The organism is Allostella sp., assembly GCF_041913585.1.
In the GTDB taxonomy this organism is placed as follows: domain Bacteria; phylum Pseudomonadota; class Alphaproteobacteria; order ATCC43930; family Allostellaceae; genus Allostella.
The window spans coordinates 11,699-28,517 of the sequence record NZ_JAYSFE010000059.1; the positions used below are offsets into that span (position 1 = coordinate 11,699).

General features: G+C 74.2%; 13 protein-coding genes and 1 pseudogene. 8 read left to right on the plus strand and 6 right to left on the minus strand.

Going from position 1 to position 16,819, the window contains the following annotated elements:
* Together ACE3Q3_RS12850 and ACE3Q3_RS12855 are read right to left on the minus strand one after the other, a co-directional pair.
* Positions 1 to 847: alpha/beta fold hydrolase (locus ACE3Q3_RS12850; protein ID WP_374446667.1), on the minus strand; the 847-nt coding region annotated here is incomplete at its 3' end.
* Positions 844 to 1,398 (minus strand): carboxymuconolactone decarboxylase family protein, encoded by a 555-nt coding sequence (locus tag ACE3Q3_RS12855; protein WP_374446668.1) that lies wholly within the window; start codon positions 1,396 to 1,398, stop codon positions 844 to 846. The genes ACE3Q3_RS12855 and ACE3Q3_RS12850, both read right to left, overlap by 4 nt.
* 153 nt (positions 1,399 to 1,551) lie before the next feature.
* On the opposite strand from ACE3Q3_RS12855, the gene ACE3Q3_RS12860 reads away from it, so the two are divergent.
* The gene (locus ACE3Q3_RS12860; protein WP_374446670.1) at positions 1,552 to 2,379 is read left to right on the plus strand and encodes a DUF1194 domain-containing protein; all 828 of its coding nucleotides are present in this window, start codon (positions 1,552 to 1,554) and stop codon (positions 2,377 to 2,379) included.
* Positions 2,380 to 2,402: 23 nt separating this feature from the next.
* Here the strand turns inward: ACE3Q3_RS12860 and ACE3Q3_RS12865 are convergent, their stop codons facing one another.
* The 3 genes from ACE3Q3_RS12865 to ACE3Q3_RS12875 are packed head-to-tail and all read right to left on the minus strand — an operon-like array spanning position 2,403 to position 6,756.
* Complete coding sequence (locus ACE3Q3_RS12865; protein ID WP_374446672.1) at positions 2,403 to 3,224, minus strand: hypothetical protein; 822 nt, start codon at positions 3,222 to 3,224, stop codon at positions 2,403 to 2,405.
* Positions 3,205 to 5,649: a Lon protease family protein gene (locus tag ACE3Q3_RS12870; protein ID WP_374446673.1), complete on the minus strand. Its 2,445-nt coding sequence runs from the start codon at positions 5,647 to 5,649 to the stop codon at positions 3,205 to 3,207. Before ACE3Q3_RS12870 ends, ACE3Q3_RS12865 begins: the two co-directional genes overlap by 20 nt.
* A gap of 27 nt (positions 5,650 to 5,676) precedes the next feature.
* Complete coding sequence (locus tag ACE3Q3_RS12875) at positions 5,677 to 6,756, minus strand: isocitrate/isopropylmalate dehydrogenase family protein (RefSeq protein WP_374446674.1); 1,080 nt, start codon at positions 6,754 to 6,756, stop codon at positions 5,677 to 5,679.
* Between the two features lie 185 nt (positions 6,757 to 6,941).
* On the opposite strand from ACE3Q3_RS12875, the gene ACE3Q3_RS12880 reads away from it, so the two are divergent.
* Positions 6,942 to 7,760 (plus strand): VacJ family lipoprotein, encoded by an 819-nt coding sequence (locus tag ACE3Q3_RS12880; protein ID WP_374446675.1) that lies wholly within the window; start codon positions 6,942 to 6,944, stop codon positions 7,758 to 7,760.
* Between the two features lie 28 nt (positions 7,761 to 7,788).
* Entirely contained in the window at positions 7,789 to 8,775 is a 987-nt protein-coding gene (gene ispH / locus ACE3Q3_RS12885) for a 4-hydroxy-3-methylbut-2-enyl diphosphate reductase (RefSeq protein ID WP_374446677.1), read from the plus strand.
* A 9-nt stretch (positions 8,776 to 8,784) separates the two neighbouring features.
* Here the strand turns inward: ispH and ACE3Q3_RS12890 are convergent, their stop codons facing one another.
* Positions 8,785 to 10,089: an MFS transporter gene (locus ACE3Q3_RS12890; protein WP_374446679.1), complete on the minus strand. Its 1,305-nt coding sequence runs from the start codon at positions 10,087 to 10,089 to the stop codon at positions 8,785 to 8,787.
* Between the two features lie 89 nt (positions 10,090 to 10,178).
* On the opposite strand from ACE3Q3_RS12890, the gene ACE3Q3_RS12895 reads away from it, so the two are divergent.
* From ACE3Q3_RS12895 to ACE3Q3_RS12915, 5 genes and pseudogenes are all read left to right on the plus strand, one after another.
* Positions 10,179 to 11,207: a phosphotransferase gene (locus ACE3Q3_RS12895; protein ID WP_374446681.1), complete on the plus strand. Its 1,029-nt coding sequence runs from the start codon at positions 10,179 to 10,181 to the stop codon at positions 11,205 to 11,207.
* A 13-nt stretch (positions 11,208 to 11,220) separates the two neighbouring features.
* Entirely contained in the window at positions 11,221 to 12,510 is a 1,290-nt protein-coding gene (eno, locus tag ACE3Q3_RS12900; protein WP_374446682.1) for a phosphopyruvate hydratase, read from the plus strand.
* Positions 12,511 to 12,529: 19 nt separating this feature from the next.
* A pseudogene (locus ACE3Q3_RS12905) lies at positions 12,530 to 13,849 on the plus strand (UbiD family decarboxylase); the annotation flags it as partial.
* Positions 13,850 to 13,992: 143 nt separating this feature from the next.
* Positions 13,993 to 15,465, plus strand: a complete 1,473-nt coding sequence (locus tag ACE3Q3_RS12910) for a class I adenylate-forming enzyme family protein (protein ID WP_374446684.1) — start codon at positions 13,993 to 13,995, stop codon at positions 15,463 to 15,465.
* Positions 15,462 to 16,819: fatty acid--CoA ligase family protein (locus tag ACE3Q3_RS12915; protein ID WP_374446685.1), on the plus strand; the 1,358-nt coding region annotated here is incomplete at its 3' end. The genes ACE3Q3_RS12910 and ACE3Q3_RS12915, both read left to right, overlap by 4 nt.

The following is a 16,819-nucleotide window of genomic DNA, read 5'->3' on the forward strand; positions in this document are numbered from 1 at the left end:
GCGTCTCCCGGCGGCGCAGCAGATCGATCAGTTCGGCGTTGAAGCGCTCGGCCGCTTCGTACTGGACCCAGTGGCCGGCGTCCGGGATGACCCGGAAGTCGAGCTCGGGACGGATCGCCCGCAGCTTCGCCTCGCGCTCGTCGAGCCATGGATGGGCCGTTGCGTCGCGCTCGCCGAAGATGGCCGCGACCGGCGCCTTCACCTGGGGCAGGGCGTCGAGCAGGATCGGCGACATCGAGATCGGCCGGCTCCGGGTGCGTCCGCGGCTGGCGTTGCCCGCCTGCAGGTAGGCCGCGAGGTCGTCGATGTTGGCGGGGTCGGCGATCATCAGGATCGCCAGGTTCTCGCGGTGCATCGCGTCCTGGTCGGCGGGATCGGCCAGGTGGCGCCAGGACTTGAGCTCGAGCGTGCGCCGGCGGGCGCCGACGCCGCCCGAGCCGACGAAGGTGAAGGACTTGAGCCGGTCGCCCAGGAGCACCGCCGTCGGGCCGCCGACGACGCCGCCGAAGGAGAAGCCGACGAGATGGAAGCGCTCGTCTTGCGGGATCAGCCGGCCCAGCCCGTCGGCGCAGATGCGGGCGATCGACCAGCCGTCATAGGGCTCGGGCGGCAGGGCCGAATCGCCGAGGCCCGGCAGGTCGGCCGCCAGCACCGTGTAGTGGCGCGCCAGCGCCTCGACGTTGCGGATCCAGTGCGTCCAGGAGCCGAAGCCGCCGTGGAACAGCACCAGCGTCGGCCCCGCACCCCAGCGGTGCCAGACCATCCGGCCGTCGCCGCAGGGCGTCGTCAGGCGCTCGGCCCGGCCCTCGACCGCGGCGACGAAGGCGGCGGGGTCGGCCGCCGTCACGGCGCCACCGGCAGGGGCGCCGCGCCGTCCGGCGGGCCGATGCGATGGGCGTTCAGCGTCATCGCCAGCAGCGTGTAGTAGCCGACCAGCGCCGTCAGCTCGACGACGCCCGGAACGCCGAAGGCGGCCGTCGCCCTGGCATGGGTGTCGTCGGAGACGGCGCGCGCCTCGATCAGTTCGCGCGCATAGTCGTGGACGGCCGCCTCGTCCGGCTGCATCGGGTCCGGCCGGCGGCCGACGCGGATCGCCTCGATCACCGCGTCCGGCAGGCCCGCCTCGCGGGCGTGCTTCTCGTGCGCGTACCATTCGAACTGGCAGGAGAAGGCGCGCGAGGTGACGAGGATCGCCAGTTCCGACAGGCGCGGCCCGAGGCGGGTGCGGTAGCGCAGGAAGGCGCCCAGATTCTGCACGCGGTCGGCGAGTTCGGGGCTGTGCAGCAGGCCGAGGAACGGCCCGACGACGTGCCCGCGGCTGCCGGCGATGGCGTCGAAGACACGCTTCTGGTCCGCGTCGAGGCCGTCCGGCCCGACCAGGGGAATACGGGGGGTCATGCGGGGTGCCTGAGGATGGGTGGGGCGGAATAAAGTGCATTCAAGGCTAGCACGACCGCCCCCGGGCTGGGCAACCGCTTGCCGGGTGCGGGCGAGTCGGCGCTAGACTGACGTCCGCAGCCGGCCTCCGGCCGCGGGAGGGCATCCGAGCCGATGCGCGCCATCGCCCTGATCCTGGCTCTGCTGATGCTGCCGGCGGTCGCCGCGGTGGCGGCCGAGCGTCCGCCGGTCGACCTCGAGCTGGTGCTGGCGGTCGACGTCTCGGGCAGCGTCGACATCGAGGAGGCGCGGCTGCAGCGCGAAGGCTACGTCGCCGCCTTCCGCGATCCCGAGGTGGTCCATGCCATCCGCTCCGGCATGGTGGGGCGGATCGCCGTCCTCTATCTGGAATGGGCGAGCGCGCACGAGAACCGGGTGGTGCTCGACTGGCAGCTCGTCTCCGACTCCGCATCGGCCGCGGCCTTCGCAGACCGGCTCGCCGCCCAGCCGCCGATGCGCGGCCGCCGGACCTCGATCGCGGCCGCGATCGACTTCGCCCTGCCCTTCTTCGGCAGCGCCTACGAGGGCAGCCGCCGGGTCATCGACGTCTCCGGCGACGGGCCGAACAACGACGGCCCGCCGGTGGTGCCGGCCCGCGACCGGGCCGTCGCCGCCGGCATCGTCATCAACGGGCTGCCGATCCTCAACGAGCGCCAGTTCGCCTGGGGCCTGCCGAACCTGAAGGAACTCGACCTCTACTATCGCGACTGCGTGATCGGCGGGCCCGGCGCCTTCTTCATCGTCGCCGAGGACTTCCGGAGCTTCGCCGCCGCGGTCAAGCGCAAGCTCGTGCTGGAAATCGCCGACCGCCGGCCGGCCACGCAACATGCCCAGATCGCCTATCCCGAGCGGCCGATGTTCGACGCCGAAGGCCGGATCGACTGCCTCGCCGGGGAGAAGCTGCTGGAGATGTACCGCCGGCGCATCGAGGCGCCGAACTGAGCGGCGGCCGTCCGGCTCGGCGATCAGCGCAGGATCAGAACGTCGGCATCCGGGGTGGTCGCCCACCGTCCGACCGGCATGTCGGCCGGGACCACCACCAGTGCCGGGCGCTGCGCGGCGAGGCTGCGGGACCAGCCGGCCTCGCCCCCGCCGGCGCGCACGACCCGGGCCGGCGGGCGCCGCGCTTCCAGCGCCGGCGCCAGCGCCGCCTCCGCCCCGTCGTCGAGATCGTCGGCCAGGACCAGCACCAGCGGCTGGCCGCGGTCGTCGGCGAGGCGCAGGGCCGCCGCCAGCGCGCGCTCGGCGGCCGGCGAGCCGTCGTGGAGGCAGGCGACCGGCCCCGGCGCGGCAGTGCGCCGGCGGCGCAGCAGCACCGGATGGCGCGCCGCCGCGGCGAGCCGCCGCCAGCGCGTATCCAGGGCGAAGCCGCCGGCGAAGGGCCGGACCGTCGCCTCGACGATGAGGAGGTCGTCGCCCGCAAGCCCCGTCGTCTCGTCGATCCCGCCGCGGGCGACGGTGAAGGACGCCTCGGCGCCGATCCGGCGGGCGGCGTCCTCCAGGACCCGCCGCGCCCGCCGCTCCAGCGCCGCGATGTCGTGCTCGAGATCGGCGCCCGGCAGCATCCCGCCCGTGCCCAGGCAGACTTGGCGGATGCCGGGCAGGCTGCCGAGGCGGACGAGGTCGCTGCCGACGACGAAGATGCCGGCCACGGCGCAGCGCCAGCGGCCGGCGAACTCGCACGCGGTCTCGATCGCGGCGAGATGGTCGCACTGGGCATCGAGCGCCACCACGACCCGGCGGACCGCGAAGCCCGGCCGGGCCCCCTCACTTGTCGCTGCGGCCATGGCGTGCCTTTCCGTTGCCGCGTCCCGTCAGTCCCTGGGCATCGGCGCGCTCGGCCAGCTTCGCGAGGCGCCGGGCGACGGCGTGGTTGACCGTGCCGGCCGGCCAGTTGCCGCCGGCGTCGGGCTCGCCCGCCGGCATGCCGGTCAGGATCTCGATCCCCTCGTCCACCGTCGAGACCGCCCAGACATGGAAGCGCCCGGCGGCGACGGCGGCCGCCACGTCGGGCCGGACCATCAGGTTCTTGACGTTGGTCGCCGGGATCATCACCCCCTGCCCGCCGGTCAGGCCGCGGGCGGCGCAGACGTCGAAGAAGCCCTCGATCTTCTCGTTGACGCCGCCGATCGGCTGCACCTGGCCGCGCTGGTCGACCGACCCCGTGACCGCGATCGACTGCTTCAGCGGGATCTCGCCGATCGCCGACAGGAGGGCGTAGAGCTCGGTCGAGGACGCGCTGTCGCCGTCGACCCCGCCATAGGACTGCTCGAATACCAGCGTCGCCGACAGCGCCAGCCGCCGCGTCGCGCCGAAGCGACCGCCGAGGAAGCCGGTCAGGATCATCACGCCCTTGGAATGGAGCGGCCCGCCCAGTTCCGCCTGACGCTCGATGTCGAGCACCTCGCCGGCGCCGAGACGCACGCGCGCGGTGATGCGGCTCGGCAGGCCGAACGCGAAGCCGCCGATGCTCTGCACGGCGAGCCCGTTGATCTGGCCGACCGCGCTGCCGTCGGTCTCGACCAGGAAGGTCCGCCGCTGCATCTCCTCCAGCGCCCGCGAGTAGATGCGGTCGGAGCGTCGACGCTGGGCGTCGATCGCGCGCTGCACGGCCTCGGCGTCGACCGTCGACGAGCCGGCGCGGCAGGCGTGCCAGTCCGCCTCCTGCAGCAGGTCCTCCAGGATGCGCACCCTGAGCGACAGGCGCTCGGCATCGCCCGTCATCCGCGCGGCATGGTCGATGAGGCGCGCCATGCCGCCCCGATCGACCGGCCGCACCCCCGCCCGCACCGCGCTGGCCGCGATCAGGCGGGCGTAGAGCGCGGTGTTGCCGCCGTCCCGCGGCATGCGGTCGTCGAAGTCGGCGGAGACCTTGAAGAGCTTGCCGAAGTCGGGGTCGAGCGCGGCCAGCAGGTAATAGAGGTTGGGCGGCCCGATCAGCACCACCTTGACGTCGAGCGGGATCGGCTCGGGCTCCAGCATCACGGTCGAGGTCATGCTCAGCATCGCCTCCAGCGACTCGAGCTTGACCCGCCGGGCCGCCAGGGCCCGCTTCAGGCTCTCCCAGGCGAAGCCGTTGGCGAGGATGCGGTAGGCGTCGAGCACGAGATAGCCGCCGTTGGCGGCATGGAGCGCGCCCGGCTTCATCAGGTTGAAGTCCGTGAAGAGGGCACCGAACCGCGCCTGGTGCTCGATGCGGCCGACCAGGCTCTGGTGGGTCGGGTGGTCCTCGTAGACGACGGGCGCGCCGGCGGCGCCGGCATGGTCGACGAAGACGTTGACCTGGTAGCGCCGGCCGGACGCCGGTTCGCCGTTGCCGGCCCCGCCCGCCGCCAGCAGGCCCATCATCGCCTCCGGCCCCTGCTGCGGCGAGGGCAGGAAGTCGCGGGCGTTCTCCATCACGTCGCGCTCGACCGCGTCCAGGAACTCCTGGACCTGGGTCAGGTCGAGATAGTCCTTGCGCACCTCCTCGATGAGATGGGCGACGGCGAAGCGGGTGACGTCGCGGTTGAGCTGGCGCACCAGTTCGCGATGCTCGCGCTCCCACTCCGGCAGCTTGCGGACGATCGCCTCCAACTCCTCCTGGTAGCGTTCCATGGCGGCCTTGAAGCGGTCCTGGTCGGCCTGCGGCAGCGCCCGGAAGGCGTCCGGCGGCATGACCTCGCCGTCGCGCGCGGGCGCCAGCGCCAGCCCGGTCGGGGTCCGGACCAGCGCCACCTCCTCCTTCTGGGCGCGCTCGGAGAGGTCCACGAAGGCCCGTTCCTGGCGCTGCTTGAACTGCTCGTCGACGACCTCGCGGCGCTGGCGGTAGTCGTCGCCCTCGAAGGCCGCCGGCAGCGCCGCGCGCAGTTCCTGCACCAGCCGGCGCATCGCCTGGGCGAGCGGGGCCGCGCGGCCGGGCGGCAGCCGCAGGGCCACCGGCTGGCCCGGGTTCTGGAAGTTGTGGACATAGGCCCAGTCGGACGGCACCGGGTCGGCCGCCGCCTGTGCCGCCAGGAGATGGCGGATCAGCGTGTGCTTGCCGGTGCCGGGCGGACCGAAGACGAAGAGGTTGTAGCCCTCGTGCCGCATGCCGATCGCGAACTCGATCGCCTCGACGGCGCGCTCCTGGCCGACCAGGCCCGTCAGCGGCCGGGCGTCGGCGGAGGTGTCGAACGGGATCTGGGCCGGATCGGTGCGCGGCGAGAGCTGTTCGGGGGTGAGCTTGGCCATGGGTCTCGGCTTCCGGAGGACTTCGGGTCAGGCGATACGGTCGATGACCGCCCGGGTCACCTCGCCGGTTCCATGGGGGCCGCCGATTTCCACCGGGAAGGCGGCGCCGTCGGCGAAGGCGCGGTCGACCGCGGCGTCGAGGGCGGCCGCCGCCTCGACCAGGCGCTCCCGCCCGTGGCGGTGGCCGAGCCATTCCAGCATCATCGCCGTCGACAGCAGCATGGCGGTCGGGTTGGCGAGGCCGCGACCGGCGATGTCGGGGGCGCTGCCGTGCGCCGGCTGGAAGAGGGCGTGCTCCAGCCCGATCTCGGCCGAGGGGGCGAGGCCCATGCCGCCGACGATGCCGCCGCCGACGTCGGACAGGATGTCGGCGAACATGTTCTCCATGACCATGACGTCGAAGTCCCAGGGCCGCCGCACGAGGTCCAGCGCCGCGGCGTCGACATAGTGGTGGCGGGCCTGGATGTCGGGAAAGGCCCGGGCGCGCTCGTCGAAGACCTTGCGGAAGAAGGCCATCGAGACGAAGACGTTGGCCTTGTCGACGCAGGTGACGAGCCCCTTGCCGCCCTTCGCCTTGCGGCGGCGGGCGAGGTCGAAGGCGAAGTCGAACAGCTTTTCCGAGGTGGCGCGGGTGATGACGAGCGTGTCGCGCGCCTCGCGGTCGTCGATCACCACCCCCTTGCCGCGCGAGGCGAAGAGACCCTCGGTCAGCTCGCGGATGATGACGAGGTCGATGTCGGCGGCCTTCGGGTTGGCCAGCACCGCCGGCGTGTTCGGCAACCGGCGGACCGGACGGACGCCGGCGAAGAGCTGGAAGTCGACCCGCATCCGGAGGTGCGGGGCGATCTCGGTGCCGTCGGGCCAGCGCACGTCGGGCAGGCCCATGGCGCCGAACAGGATGGCGTCGGCCGAGCGCGCCGCCTCCCAGGCGCCCTGGGGCATCTCGCGGCCGGTCTCGCGCCAGTAGGCGGCGCCGCCCGGATGCTCCTCGGCGGCGAGGCGGAAGCCGAAGCGGCCCTGCAGCTTCTCCAGCACCGCGCCGGCCGCGGCCGCGACCTCGACCCCGATGCCGTCGCCGGGAAGCACGCAAATCCTGAGATCGCCCATCGCCGCCCTCCGCTCCCGACCCGGAAATGCACCCACTATGGCGGCCGTTGTCCGGCGAAGCGACTCGTCGCTTCCAGGGAATCGTGTTAAATCTTTGTATGGCTTCGGGCTTTCGGTCGTCGCGACGTCCGGCCCCGCGCGCCATCGCCCGAGGATAGCTCGGATCTTCCTGCCGACGAGGACCCGTGAACCGTTCCTGCCGTAGCCTGATCTGCGCTTCCGCCGTGCTCGTCGGACTTCTTGGCTGCGCCACGCCGCCGCAGGATCCGGACGACCGCGCCCAGTGGGAGGAGGAGAACGATCCCCTCGAGCCGCTGAACCGCGAGATCTTCGCCGTCAACCGCGTCATCGACGGGCTCCTGGTCAAACCGGCCGCGATGATCTACCGCGGCGTCGTGCCCGAGGAGGGCCGCGACGCCATCCGCAACGTCCTGGGCAACCTGAAGGAGCCCGTCTACGCCGCCAACCACCTGCTCCAGGGGGATGTCGGCGGGGCGGGCGACGCGGTGGCGCGCTTCGCGGTCAACACCACCGTCGGCGTGGCCGGGATCATGCAGCCGTCCGCCGACATGGGCCTGCCGCGCCGGCCCAACGATTTCGGCAAGACCCTGCACATCTGGGGCACCGGCGAAGGCCCCTACCTGGTGCTGCCGCTGCTCGGCCCCTCCAACCCGCGCGACACCGTCGGGCTGGTCGCCGACGCGCTGATGGACCCCTTCATGTGGGCGGCCAGCGCCAACGACCTGGAATGGATCACCTACACCCGCACCGGCCTCGACATCCTCGACCGGCGGGCGCAGGTCATCGACACGCTCGACGAGATCGAGCGCAACTCGCTCGACTTCTATGCCCAGATCCGCACCCTGACCCGCCAGCGGCGGCAGGAGGAACTGCGCCGGGCGGCCGAGCGGGCGGCGGCGCTTTCGGGCGACATCGAGCGGACGGCGGCGACCGCGGCGGCACCGGCGTCCGGCGAGCAGCTGGCGGCGATCGAACGCCGGTAGCGGCGGCGCCCGTGATAGGATGGCGGGCATGACACCCGCCATCCCCACCGCCGCGGCGGCACCGCCGCTGGAGATCGTCCTGGCCGAGCCGCGCGGCTTCTGCGCCGGCGTCGACCGCGCCATCGAGATCGTCGAGCGCGCGCTGGCCAAGTACGGCGCCCCGGTCTTTGTCCGGCACGAGATCGTCCACAACCGCCACGTCGTCCAGGACCTGCGCGCCAAGGGGGCGGTCTTCGTCGCCGAGCTCGACGAGGTGCCGGCCGGCGCCGTCACCATCTTCAGCGCCCACGGCGTCGCCCGCGCGGTGGTCGACGAGGCCGGGCGGCGGAACCTGCACGTCGTCGACGCCACCTGCCCGCTCGTCACCCGCGTCCATCTCGGCGGCCAGCGCTACGTCCGCCAGGGCCGCGAGGTCGTCCTGATCGGCCATGCCGGCCACCCGGAGGTGGTCGGGACCATGGGCCAGATTCCGGGCCGGGTCCACCTGGTCGAGACCGTCGCGGACGTCGCCCGGCTCCAGCCGGCGGACCCCGGCCGGCTCGCCTTCGTCACCCAGACGACATTGGCCGTCGACGACACGCGCGACATCATCGCCGCCCTCCAGGCGCGCTTCCCGGCCATCGTCGGGCCGGGGACCAAGGACATCTGCTACGCGACCCAGAACCGGCAGGAAGCGGTGCGGATGCTGGCGGCCGAGGTCGACCTCGTCCTGGTGGTGGGCTCGCCCAACAGTTCGAACTCGAACCGCCTGCGCGAACTGGCGGCGGAGGCCGGCTGCCGGGCCCACCTGATCGACGATGCCGACGGGCTCGACCCCGCCTGGCTCGACGGCTGCCGCGCGGTCGGCATCACCGCCGGCGCCTCCGCGCCCGAGCACCTGGTCCAGGGCCTCGTCGCCGCCCTCGGGCGCCTGCGGCCGACCCGCCTGCGCCGCCTCGCCGGGGCTGTCGAGGACCTGCATTTCCGCCTGCCGTCCGAACTGATCGACGTCCCGCGCGACGCACGCACGGCCTAGGACCCGTATTCAACCGTGCGGCGGCTCCAGCGCCGCCGCCATGGCGCGGCGGCGGCGCCAGGCCCAGAGCCAGGCGATCATGCCGGCAACGGCGCCGATGCCCATGGCGATCTCGAGGCCGATCGCGTCCGAGAGTACGCCGATGGCGAGCGCGCCCGCCGCCGGCCCGCCGCGGAAGATGATGCCGTAGAGGCTGAGGACGCGGCCGCGCATGCGCGGGTCGGCCGCCGTCTGGACCAGCGTCTGGGTGGTGACGCCGCTCGCCACCAGCCCCATGCCGGAGACGGCGAGGCAGGCCAGCGCGAGCGGGAACCAGCCGCTGGCGATGAAGGCGAGCGTCGAGACCGAGAGCAGGATGGTGCTGCCCAGCGTGATGTGGGTGAGGCCGCGCAGCCCCTCGCGCCGGGCGAGCCAGAGGCCGGCGACGATGGCGCCGCCGCCGATCGCCGAGGTCATCAGCGCCAACCCGTCGGCGCCCCGATCGAAGACGTCGGCGGCGAAGCCCGGCAGCAGTTCGACAAAGGGGCGCACCGTCAGCGAGTTGATGGTCAGGAGCAGCAGCAGCGGGCCGACGCCCGGATGGCGGGCGGTGTAGCGGATGCCGTCGGCGACGTCGCCCAGCACCGAGCGGCGATGCTCGGCCGGCTCCGCCCGCTCCGCCCTCGGCAGGCGGATGCGCGTCAGCGCCAGCAGGAAGGCGAGGAAGGTGACGGCGTTGGCCCCGAACACGGCCGCCGTGCCGCCCGAGACGATGAGGGCGCCCGCCAGCGCCGGCCCGACGAAGCGGGCGAGGTTGAAGACGATCGAGTTGATGGCGACCGCCGTCCCCAGGTCCTGCTTCGGCACCAGGCTGGAGATCAGCGCCAGTCGCGAGGGCTGGTTGAAGCCGATGACGATGCCGTTGACGAGGACGAGCGCGAACAGGAGCGCGATGTCGATGGTGCCGGTCCAGGTCAGGACGAACAGGGTCGCCGCCTGGAGCATGGCCAGCACCTGCGAGGTGCGGATGATGCGCAGCCGGTCGACGCGGTCGGCGATGGCGCCGCCGATCGGGCCGAAGAAGACCGAGGGGAAGAGGTCGGCGAAGGCGACGAGCCCGAGCCAGGCGTGGGACTGGGTCAGTTCCCAGGTCAGCCAGCCGACCCCGATGCGCTGCATCCAGGTGCCGATGAGCGAGACCGAGTTGCCCGCCACGTAGACGGCGTAGTTCGGGTTCCGCAGGGCGCGGACGATGAGGCCGATGCTGCTGATGGCGAGATTCCCGGCAGGCCGCGCGGCGATGGTCGGCGGGATGTTCGGTCGATCGATTGCCACAGTACGGCCAACCGCCGCCGCCGAAAAGCGTCCTCGCGCCGGCCGCCGCGGTCGACTAGGCTCGGGCCCCGCTCCCACGACGCCCCGACGTGACCGACCCCAGCGCTCCCTCCGTCCCCGGCCCATCGGGCGACCTCGTGCCGATCCTCCGCCGCCTCGGCCTCGTGCCGGCGGGGTCCGAGCCGCGGCTGACGCCGCTGACGGGCGGGGTCTCCTCCGACATCTGGAAGGTCGAGGCCGGCGGCCGCACCTTCTGCGTCAAGCGGGCGCTGGCGAAGCTCAAGGTGGCGCAGGACTGGCGCGCGCCCGTCGGCCGCAACGCCAGCGAGGCGGCGTGGATCGAGACGGCGCGGGCGATCGTCCCCGGCTCGGCCCCGCGCGTGCTGGCGCACGACCCCGAGGCCGGCCTCTTCGCCATGGAATTCCTCGACGCCGCGCACCACCCGCTGTGGAAGGCGGAACTGCGCGACGGCCGGGTCGATCCCGAGGACGCCGCCCGGGTCGGCCGGACGCTGGCGCGCATCCATGCCGCGACCGCCGGCGACCCGGCGGTGGCGCGGCGCTTCGCCACCGACGAGGTCTTCCACGCCATCCGGCTCGAGCCCTATCTCCTGGCGACCGCCCGCGCCCATCCCGACCTGGCGCCGGTGCTGGAAGGGCTGGTGCGGCGGACGGCGGCGACCCGCCTGGCGCTCGTCCATGGCGACGTCAGCCCCAAGAACATCCTGCTCGGGCCGGCGGGGCCGGTCTTCCTCGACGCCGAATGCGCCTGGTACGGCGACCCGGTCTTCGACGTCGCCTTCTGCCTCAACCACCTGCTGCTGAAGTGCCTGTGGAACCCGGACGCGGCGGGCCTGCTGCTGGCGGCCTTCGACCGGCTCGCCGCCGCCTGGCTCGAGGGCGTCGCCTGGGAGCCGCGGGACGCCGCCGAGGCGCGGGCGGCGAGCTTGCTGCCGGGCCTCTTCCTCGCCCGCGTCGACGGCAAGTCGCCGGTCGAATACCTGACCCGGGAGGCCGACCGCGACCGCGTGCGCCGCGTCGCCCGCGCCCTCCTCGCCTGCCCCGTCCCCCGGCTCGCCGCCGTCCGCGACGCCTGGCGGGCCGAACTCGCCCCATAGCCGAGCCGGAGCCATGACCGACACGACGATCCGCCGCATCCATGCCCGCCGCGTCTGGGATTCGCGCGGCCGGCCCACCGTCGAGGCGGAGGTCACGACCGGCAACGGCGCCGTCGGCCGGGCGATCGCGCCCGCCGGTGCCTCGACCGGGTCGGGCGAGGCGGTCGACCGCCGCGACGGCGGGACGGCCTTCGGCGGCCTCGACGTGCAGAACGCGCTGGGCGCCATCCGCACCGCGATCGCGCCGGCCCTGGCCGGCATGGACGCCTCCGACCAGGCCGCCGTCGACCGCCGGATCATCCAGCTCGACGGCACCGCCAACAAGAGCCGGCTCGGCGGCAACGCCACCATCGCCGTCTCGATGGCGGTCGCCCAGGCCGCCGCCGCCGCCCACGGCGCGCCGCTGTGGCGCTGGCTCGCCGGATCGGCCGCCGACGGCCCGATCGTCATGCCGGTGCCGGAGATCCAGATCTTCGGCGGCGGCGCCCATGCCGACGCCCGGGTCGACCTGCAGGACTTCATGGTCGTCTGCCCGGCCGCCACCTCCTTCGCCCAGGCGCTCGACTGGACGGCCGAGGTCTACCGCGCGGCCGGCGCCATCATGGCCGCCGACGGCCGCCGCCAGGGCGTCGCCGACGAGGGCGGCTGGTGGCCGGTCTTTGCCGACAACGAGGAGGCGATGGCGACCCTGACCCGCGCCATCGAGCGCGCCGGCTTCCGCCCCGGCGAGGAGGTGGCGATCGCGCTCGACGTCGCCGCCACCCAGTTCGGCCGCGGCGGCACCTATCGCCTGCGCCTCGACGAGCGCAGCTACGACCGCGGCGAGTGGGCGGCCCGCGTCGCCGAATGGGTCGGCCGCCACCCGATCGTCTCGGTCGAGGACCCGATGGCCGAGGACGATCCGGACGGCATGGCCGCCGTCACCGCCGCGATCGGCGACCGCGCGCTGGTGGTCGGCGACGACTTCCTGGTCACCAACGCCGCCCGCATCGAGGCCGCCGCCGGCGCCCGTGCCTGCTCCGCCGCCCTCATCAAGCCGAACCAGGCCGGGACGCTGACCGAGACCAAGGCGGCACTCGACGCCGCCCGCGCCGCGGGGATGCGCACCATCGTCTCGGCCCGCTCGGGCGAGACCGAGGACGTAACGGTGGTCCATCTCGCGGTCGGCTGGCAGGCCGACCAGCTCAAGGTCGGCTCCTTCGCCCGCTCCGAGCGCATGGCGAAGTGGAACGAGGCGCTGCGGATCGAGGAGGCGCTCGGCGAGCGCGCCCGCTTCCGCGCCGGCCGCGTCTTTCCGGGCTAGGACGAGGGAGGATCGGCCGATGGCGGCAAACGGGCTGCACGACCTGGGGGAGATCGTCGCTGCGCTCGACCGGCGGGGCCGGCTCGTCCGCGTCCGCTCCGAGGTCGACCCGGTGCACGAGCTGGCGGGGCTGGCCGCACGCTTCGAGGGCGGCCCCCGGGCGGTGCTGTTCGAGCGGGTGAAGGGCCATCGCTGGCCGGTGCTGACCGGGCTCTACTGGTCGCGCGAGCTCCTGGCGGACCTGCTCGGCCGGCCGGAACGGTCGCTGCCGCAGCACGTCTCGAACTGCATCCGCCGCTGGCAGCAGCGCCCGGTCGACCCGGTGGTGGTGCCGACCGGGCCGGTCCTGGAGGTGACGGAAGCCACCGTCGACCTCGCGACGCTGCCGATCCCGACCCATGCCGAGAAGGACGGCGGGGCCTATTTCGACGCCGCCGTCGTCATCGCCCGCGATCCCGAGACGGGCGTGCGCAACGCCTCGATCCAGCGTTTCCTCGTCACCGGGCCCGACACGATGACGATCAACATCGATTCCGGCCGCCATCTCGAGCTCTACCTGGAGAAGGCGCGGGCGCGCGGGGAGTCGCTCTTCTTCACCCTCAATTGCGGCGTCGGCCCCGGCCTGCACTTCGCCGCCGCGACCCCGGCCGAGGCGGCCCCGGCCGACACCGACGAGCTCGGCATCGCCAGCGAGTTCCATGGGGCACCGCTGGAACTCGTCGCCGGCACCCTGTCGCCGGTCGAGATGGTGGCGCACGCGATGATCGCGCTCGAATGCGAGATGATCCCGGGCGAACTCGCCGACGAGGGACCGTTCGCCGAGGTGACCGGCTACTACGCGAAGCGCGCGCCGCGGCCGGTCGTCCATGTCCGGCGCGTCCACCGCCGCCGCGAACCCGTCTTCCAGACCATCCTCTCGGGCAAGGAGGTGTGGAACTCGGTCGGCCTGCTCGGCGAGGCGAACGTGCTGGCACTCCTCCAGCGCCAGGTGCCGGGGGTCCAGGACGTCTATTTCACCCATGGCGGCTGCGGCTTCTACCACGCGGTGGTGGCGCTGCGGCAGAAGCGCGCCGGCTGGGGCAAGCAGGCGATCATGGCGGCCTTCGCCGCCTTCCCGCCCCTGAAGATGGTGACGGTGGTCGACGACGACGTCGACATCCGCAACGCCGGCGACGTCGAATGGGCGATGGCGACGCGGATGGACCCGGCCACCGGCATCCTCGTCGTCGACCGGGTGTTCGGCCACGGGCTCAATCCCGGCTTCCCCGACTATCTCGGCAGCAAGGTCGGCTTCGACGCCTGCCGACCCTTCCCCTTCCGCTACGAGCACGACCGCGCCTTCTTCGTGCCGGCCGACCCGGCGGCGCACGACATCGTCGTGCCCGAGATCGTCGCGGCGGCGCCGGCGCCCGCGGACGACCCGTCGGGACCGCCCGGCGCGGGCGGCGGCGCCGCCATGTAGGCGGGCCGGGCCGCACGCGGATGGGCTGGGTCGGCTGCGACATCGAGGGCTTCGCCCGGGCGCGGCCGGCCGCCGCCGCCATCCTTGCCGGGGACCGGGTGGTGAGCTGGCGCGATTTCCACTGCGGCATCGCCGGCGCGGCCGCCGCCTACCACGCCCGCGGCATCGGCCCCGGCCGCGTCGTCTCGCTCGTGCTGCGCGACCGGCCGCAGGACCTGATGGCGCTGTTCGCCCTGCTGCGCCTGGGAGCGCCGGTGCTGACGCTCGACCCCGGCGAGCCGGCGGCGCTCGGCCGGTCGCTGGCGGAGCGCGCCGGGGCCGCCTTCTTCGTCGGCGACCCGGGCGACCCGGCGCCACCGGGCACGGTCGCGGTCGCCCTCGGCGACTTCGCGCCCGGCGACGGCGGCCTGCTGCCGCCGCCCCCGGGACCGGACCGGGTGGCCTTCGTCAACCGCTCCTCCGGCACCACGCAGGGCGTGCCCAAGCTGGCCTGCCAGAGCCACGGCCTGCTCGCGTGGCGCCGTGGCAGCCTCGGCCGGCGCCTGCCGGTCGGCGTCGACGACCGCTACCTCGCCCTCGTCTCGATCGCCTTCGCCTATGGACGCTATTCGGCGCTCCGCCATCTCGAGGCCGGCGCGGCGGTGGTGCTGCCGGCGGGGCTGCAGAGCGTCGCCGGCCTGATGGACCTCGCCCGCGCCGCCCGGGTGACGGCGACCTCGGTGACGCCGCTCCACCTGCGCGACCTCGCGCGGAGCGGGGCGCCGGGGCCGATCCTGCCCGGCGTCCGCATCCATTGCAGCACCGCCGCCCTCTCGGACGCGGAGCTGCGGACGATCCGCGCGCGCGTGTCGCGGGAGATCTACGTCGGCTACGGCAGCAACGAGGTCGGGACCGTGGCGATGGCGGTTCCGGACGACCTCGACCGGAAGCCCGGCACGGTCGGCCGGCCGCTCGCCGGCATCGCGGCGGAGGCGGCCGCGGCGGACGGCACGCCCTGCCCGCCCGGCCGGGTCGGCGAACTGCGCTTCCGCCATCCGGCCTTCGCGCCGGACTATCTCGATGCCGCCGTCGGTGCGACCAGCCGCTTCGCCGGCGGCTGGTTCCATCCGGGCGACCTCGGCCTCGTCGACGAGGACGGCTACGTCTTCCTCCGCGGCCGCATCGACGATGTCATCAATGTCGGCGGCCGCAAGCTCCATCCGGGCGACGCCGAGGCCGCGCTCGAACGGCACCCGGCCGTCGTCGAGGCGGCGGTGGTCGGCCTCGACGACCCGCGGCGCGGGTCGGTCGCGGTGGCGGCGGTGGTGCTGCGCGAACCCTGCGCCCCGGGCCGGCTGCTGAGGCACTGCGCCGCCGTCGGGGCCGGCCCGGCGCCGGGCCGGGTGGTGGTGATGGATGCCCTGCCGCGCACGCCCATCGGCAAGATCGACCGCCGCGCCCTGGCCGCGACGCTGGCGGCGCGGCTTCACCGGGAAGGGGGAGCCCCCGGATGACCGCCACGGACGATGGCGCGGAGGGGTGGATCGGCTGCGGGTTGGACGCCCTCGCGGCGGCCCGGCCGCAGGCGCCGGCGATCGTCACGCCCGACGGGACCGTGGCCTGGGCCGATTTCCACCGCCGGGTGCAGATCGCGGCGGCCGGCTTCCACGGCCGGGGCGTCGCCGCCGGCGCCGTAGCCGCGATCCGGCTGCGCGACCGGCCGGCCGACCTCGCCGCCCTCTTCGCGCTGCTGCGGCTGGGGGCGGCCGCGCTCTGCCTCGATCCCGAGGAGCCGGACGCGCTCAATGCCGAACTGATGCGGCGCGCCGGCGCCCGGTTCCACCTCGGCGATGCCGGCGACCCGGTGCCGCCGGGGGTGACGGCCATCGACCTCGGCGCGCCCGATCTCGCCACGCCCGACCGCGCCGGCATCGCGCCGCCGGACGCCCCGCCCCTGCCGCCGCCGCCCGGGCCGGACACCGTCGCCTTCGTCGCCCGCTCCTCCGGCACCGCCGGCGGCTTCCCCAAGCTGTCGCCGATGACGCACCGGCTGCATGTCCGGCGCGCCCACGGGATGGTGGCGGCCTTCCCGCGCGGGCCCGGCGACCGCTACCTGGCGCTGGTGCGGATCGCCTTCGCCTTCGGCCGCAACGCCGCGCTGCGGGCGTTGGAGAGCGGCGGCGCCGTCATCCTGCCGCCGCCGCTGCGCCGGGCCGGCGACCTCGCGGCCGCCGCCCGCCGCCATGGCGCCACCTGGACGGTGATGACCCCGGCCCATCTGCGCGAACTCGCCGCCTCGGACGCGCCGTCACCGATCCTGGGGACGATGCGCATCCTCGCCAGCACCGCCGCCCTGTCGGCCGAGGACCGCCGCCGCGTGCGGGCGCGCGTCTCGCCCAACCTCCTGGTCGGCTACGGCAGCAACGAGGTCGGCACGCTGACCCTGGCCCAGGGCGATGACCACGAGGCGCGGCCGGGCTCGGTCGGCCGGCTGCTGCCGGGGGTCGAGGCCGAGGTGGTCGACGGCGATGGCCGGCCGCTGCCGCCGGGCGAGACGGGCGAACTGCGCTTCCGCAGCCCCGACTTCCCGCAATCCTATGTCGATGCCCTGCCCGGGCAGGCGAGCCGCTTCGCCGGCGGCTGGTACTATCCGGGCGACGTCGGACGGATCGACGCCGACGGCTACCTCCATCTCCGCGGCCGGGCGGACGACGTCATCAATGTCGGCGGCGTCAAGGTCTACCCCGCCGACATCGAGGCGGCGCTGGCGGACCACCCCGCCGTCGCCGAGGCGGCAGCGGTCGGGCTTGCCGCCGGCCGGACCGGCGGCCTGGCGGCGGTCGCGAGCGGGTTGCGGGCGCCCTGCAC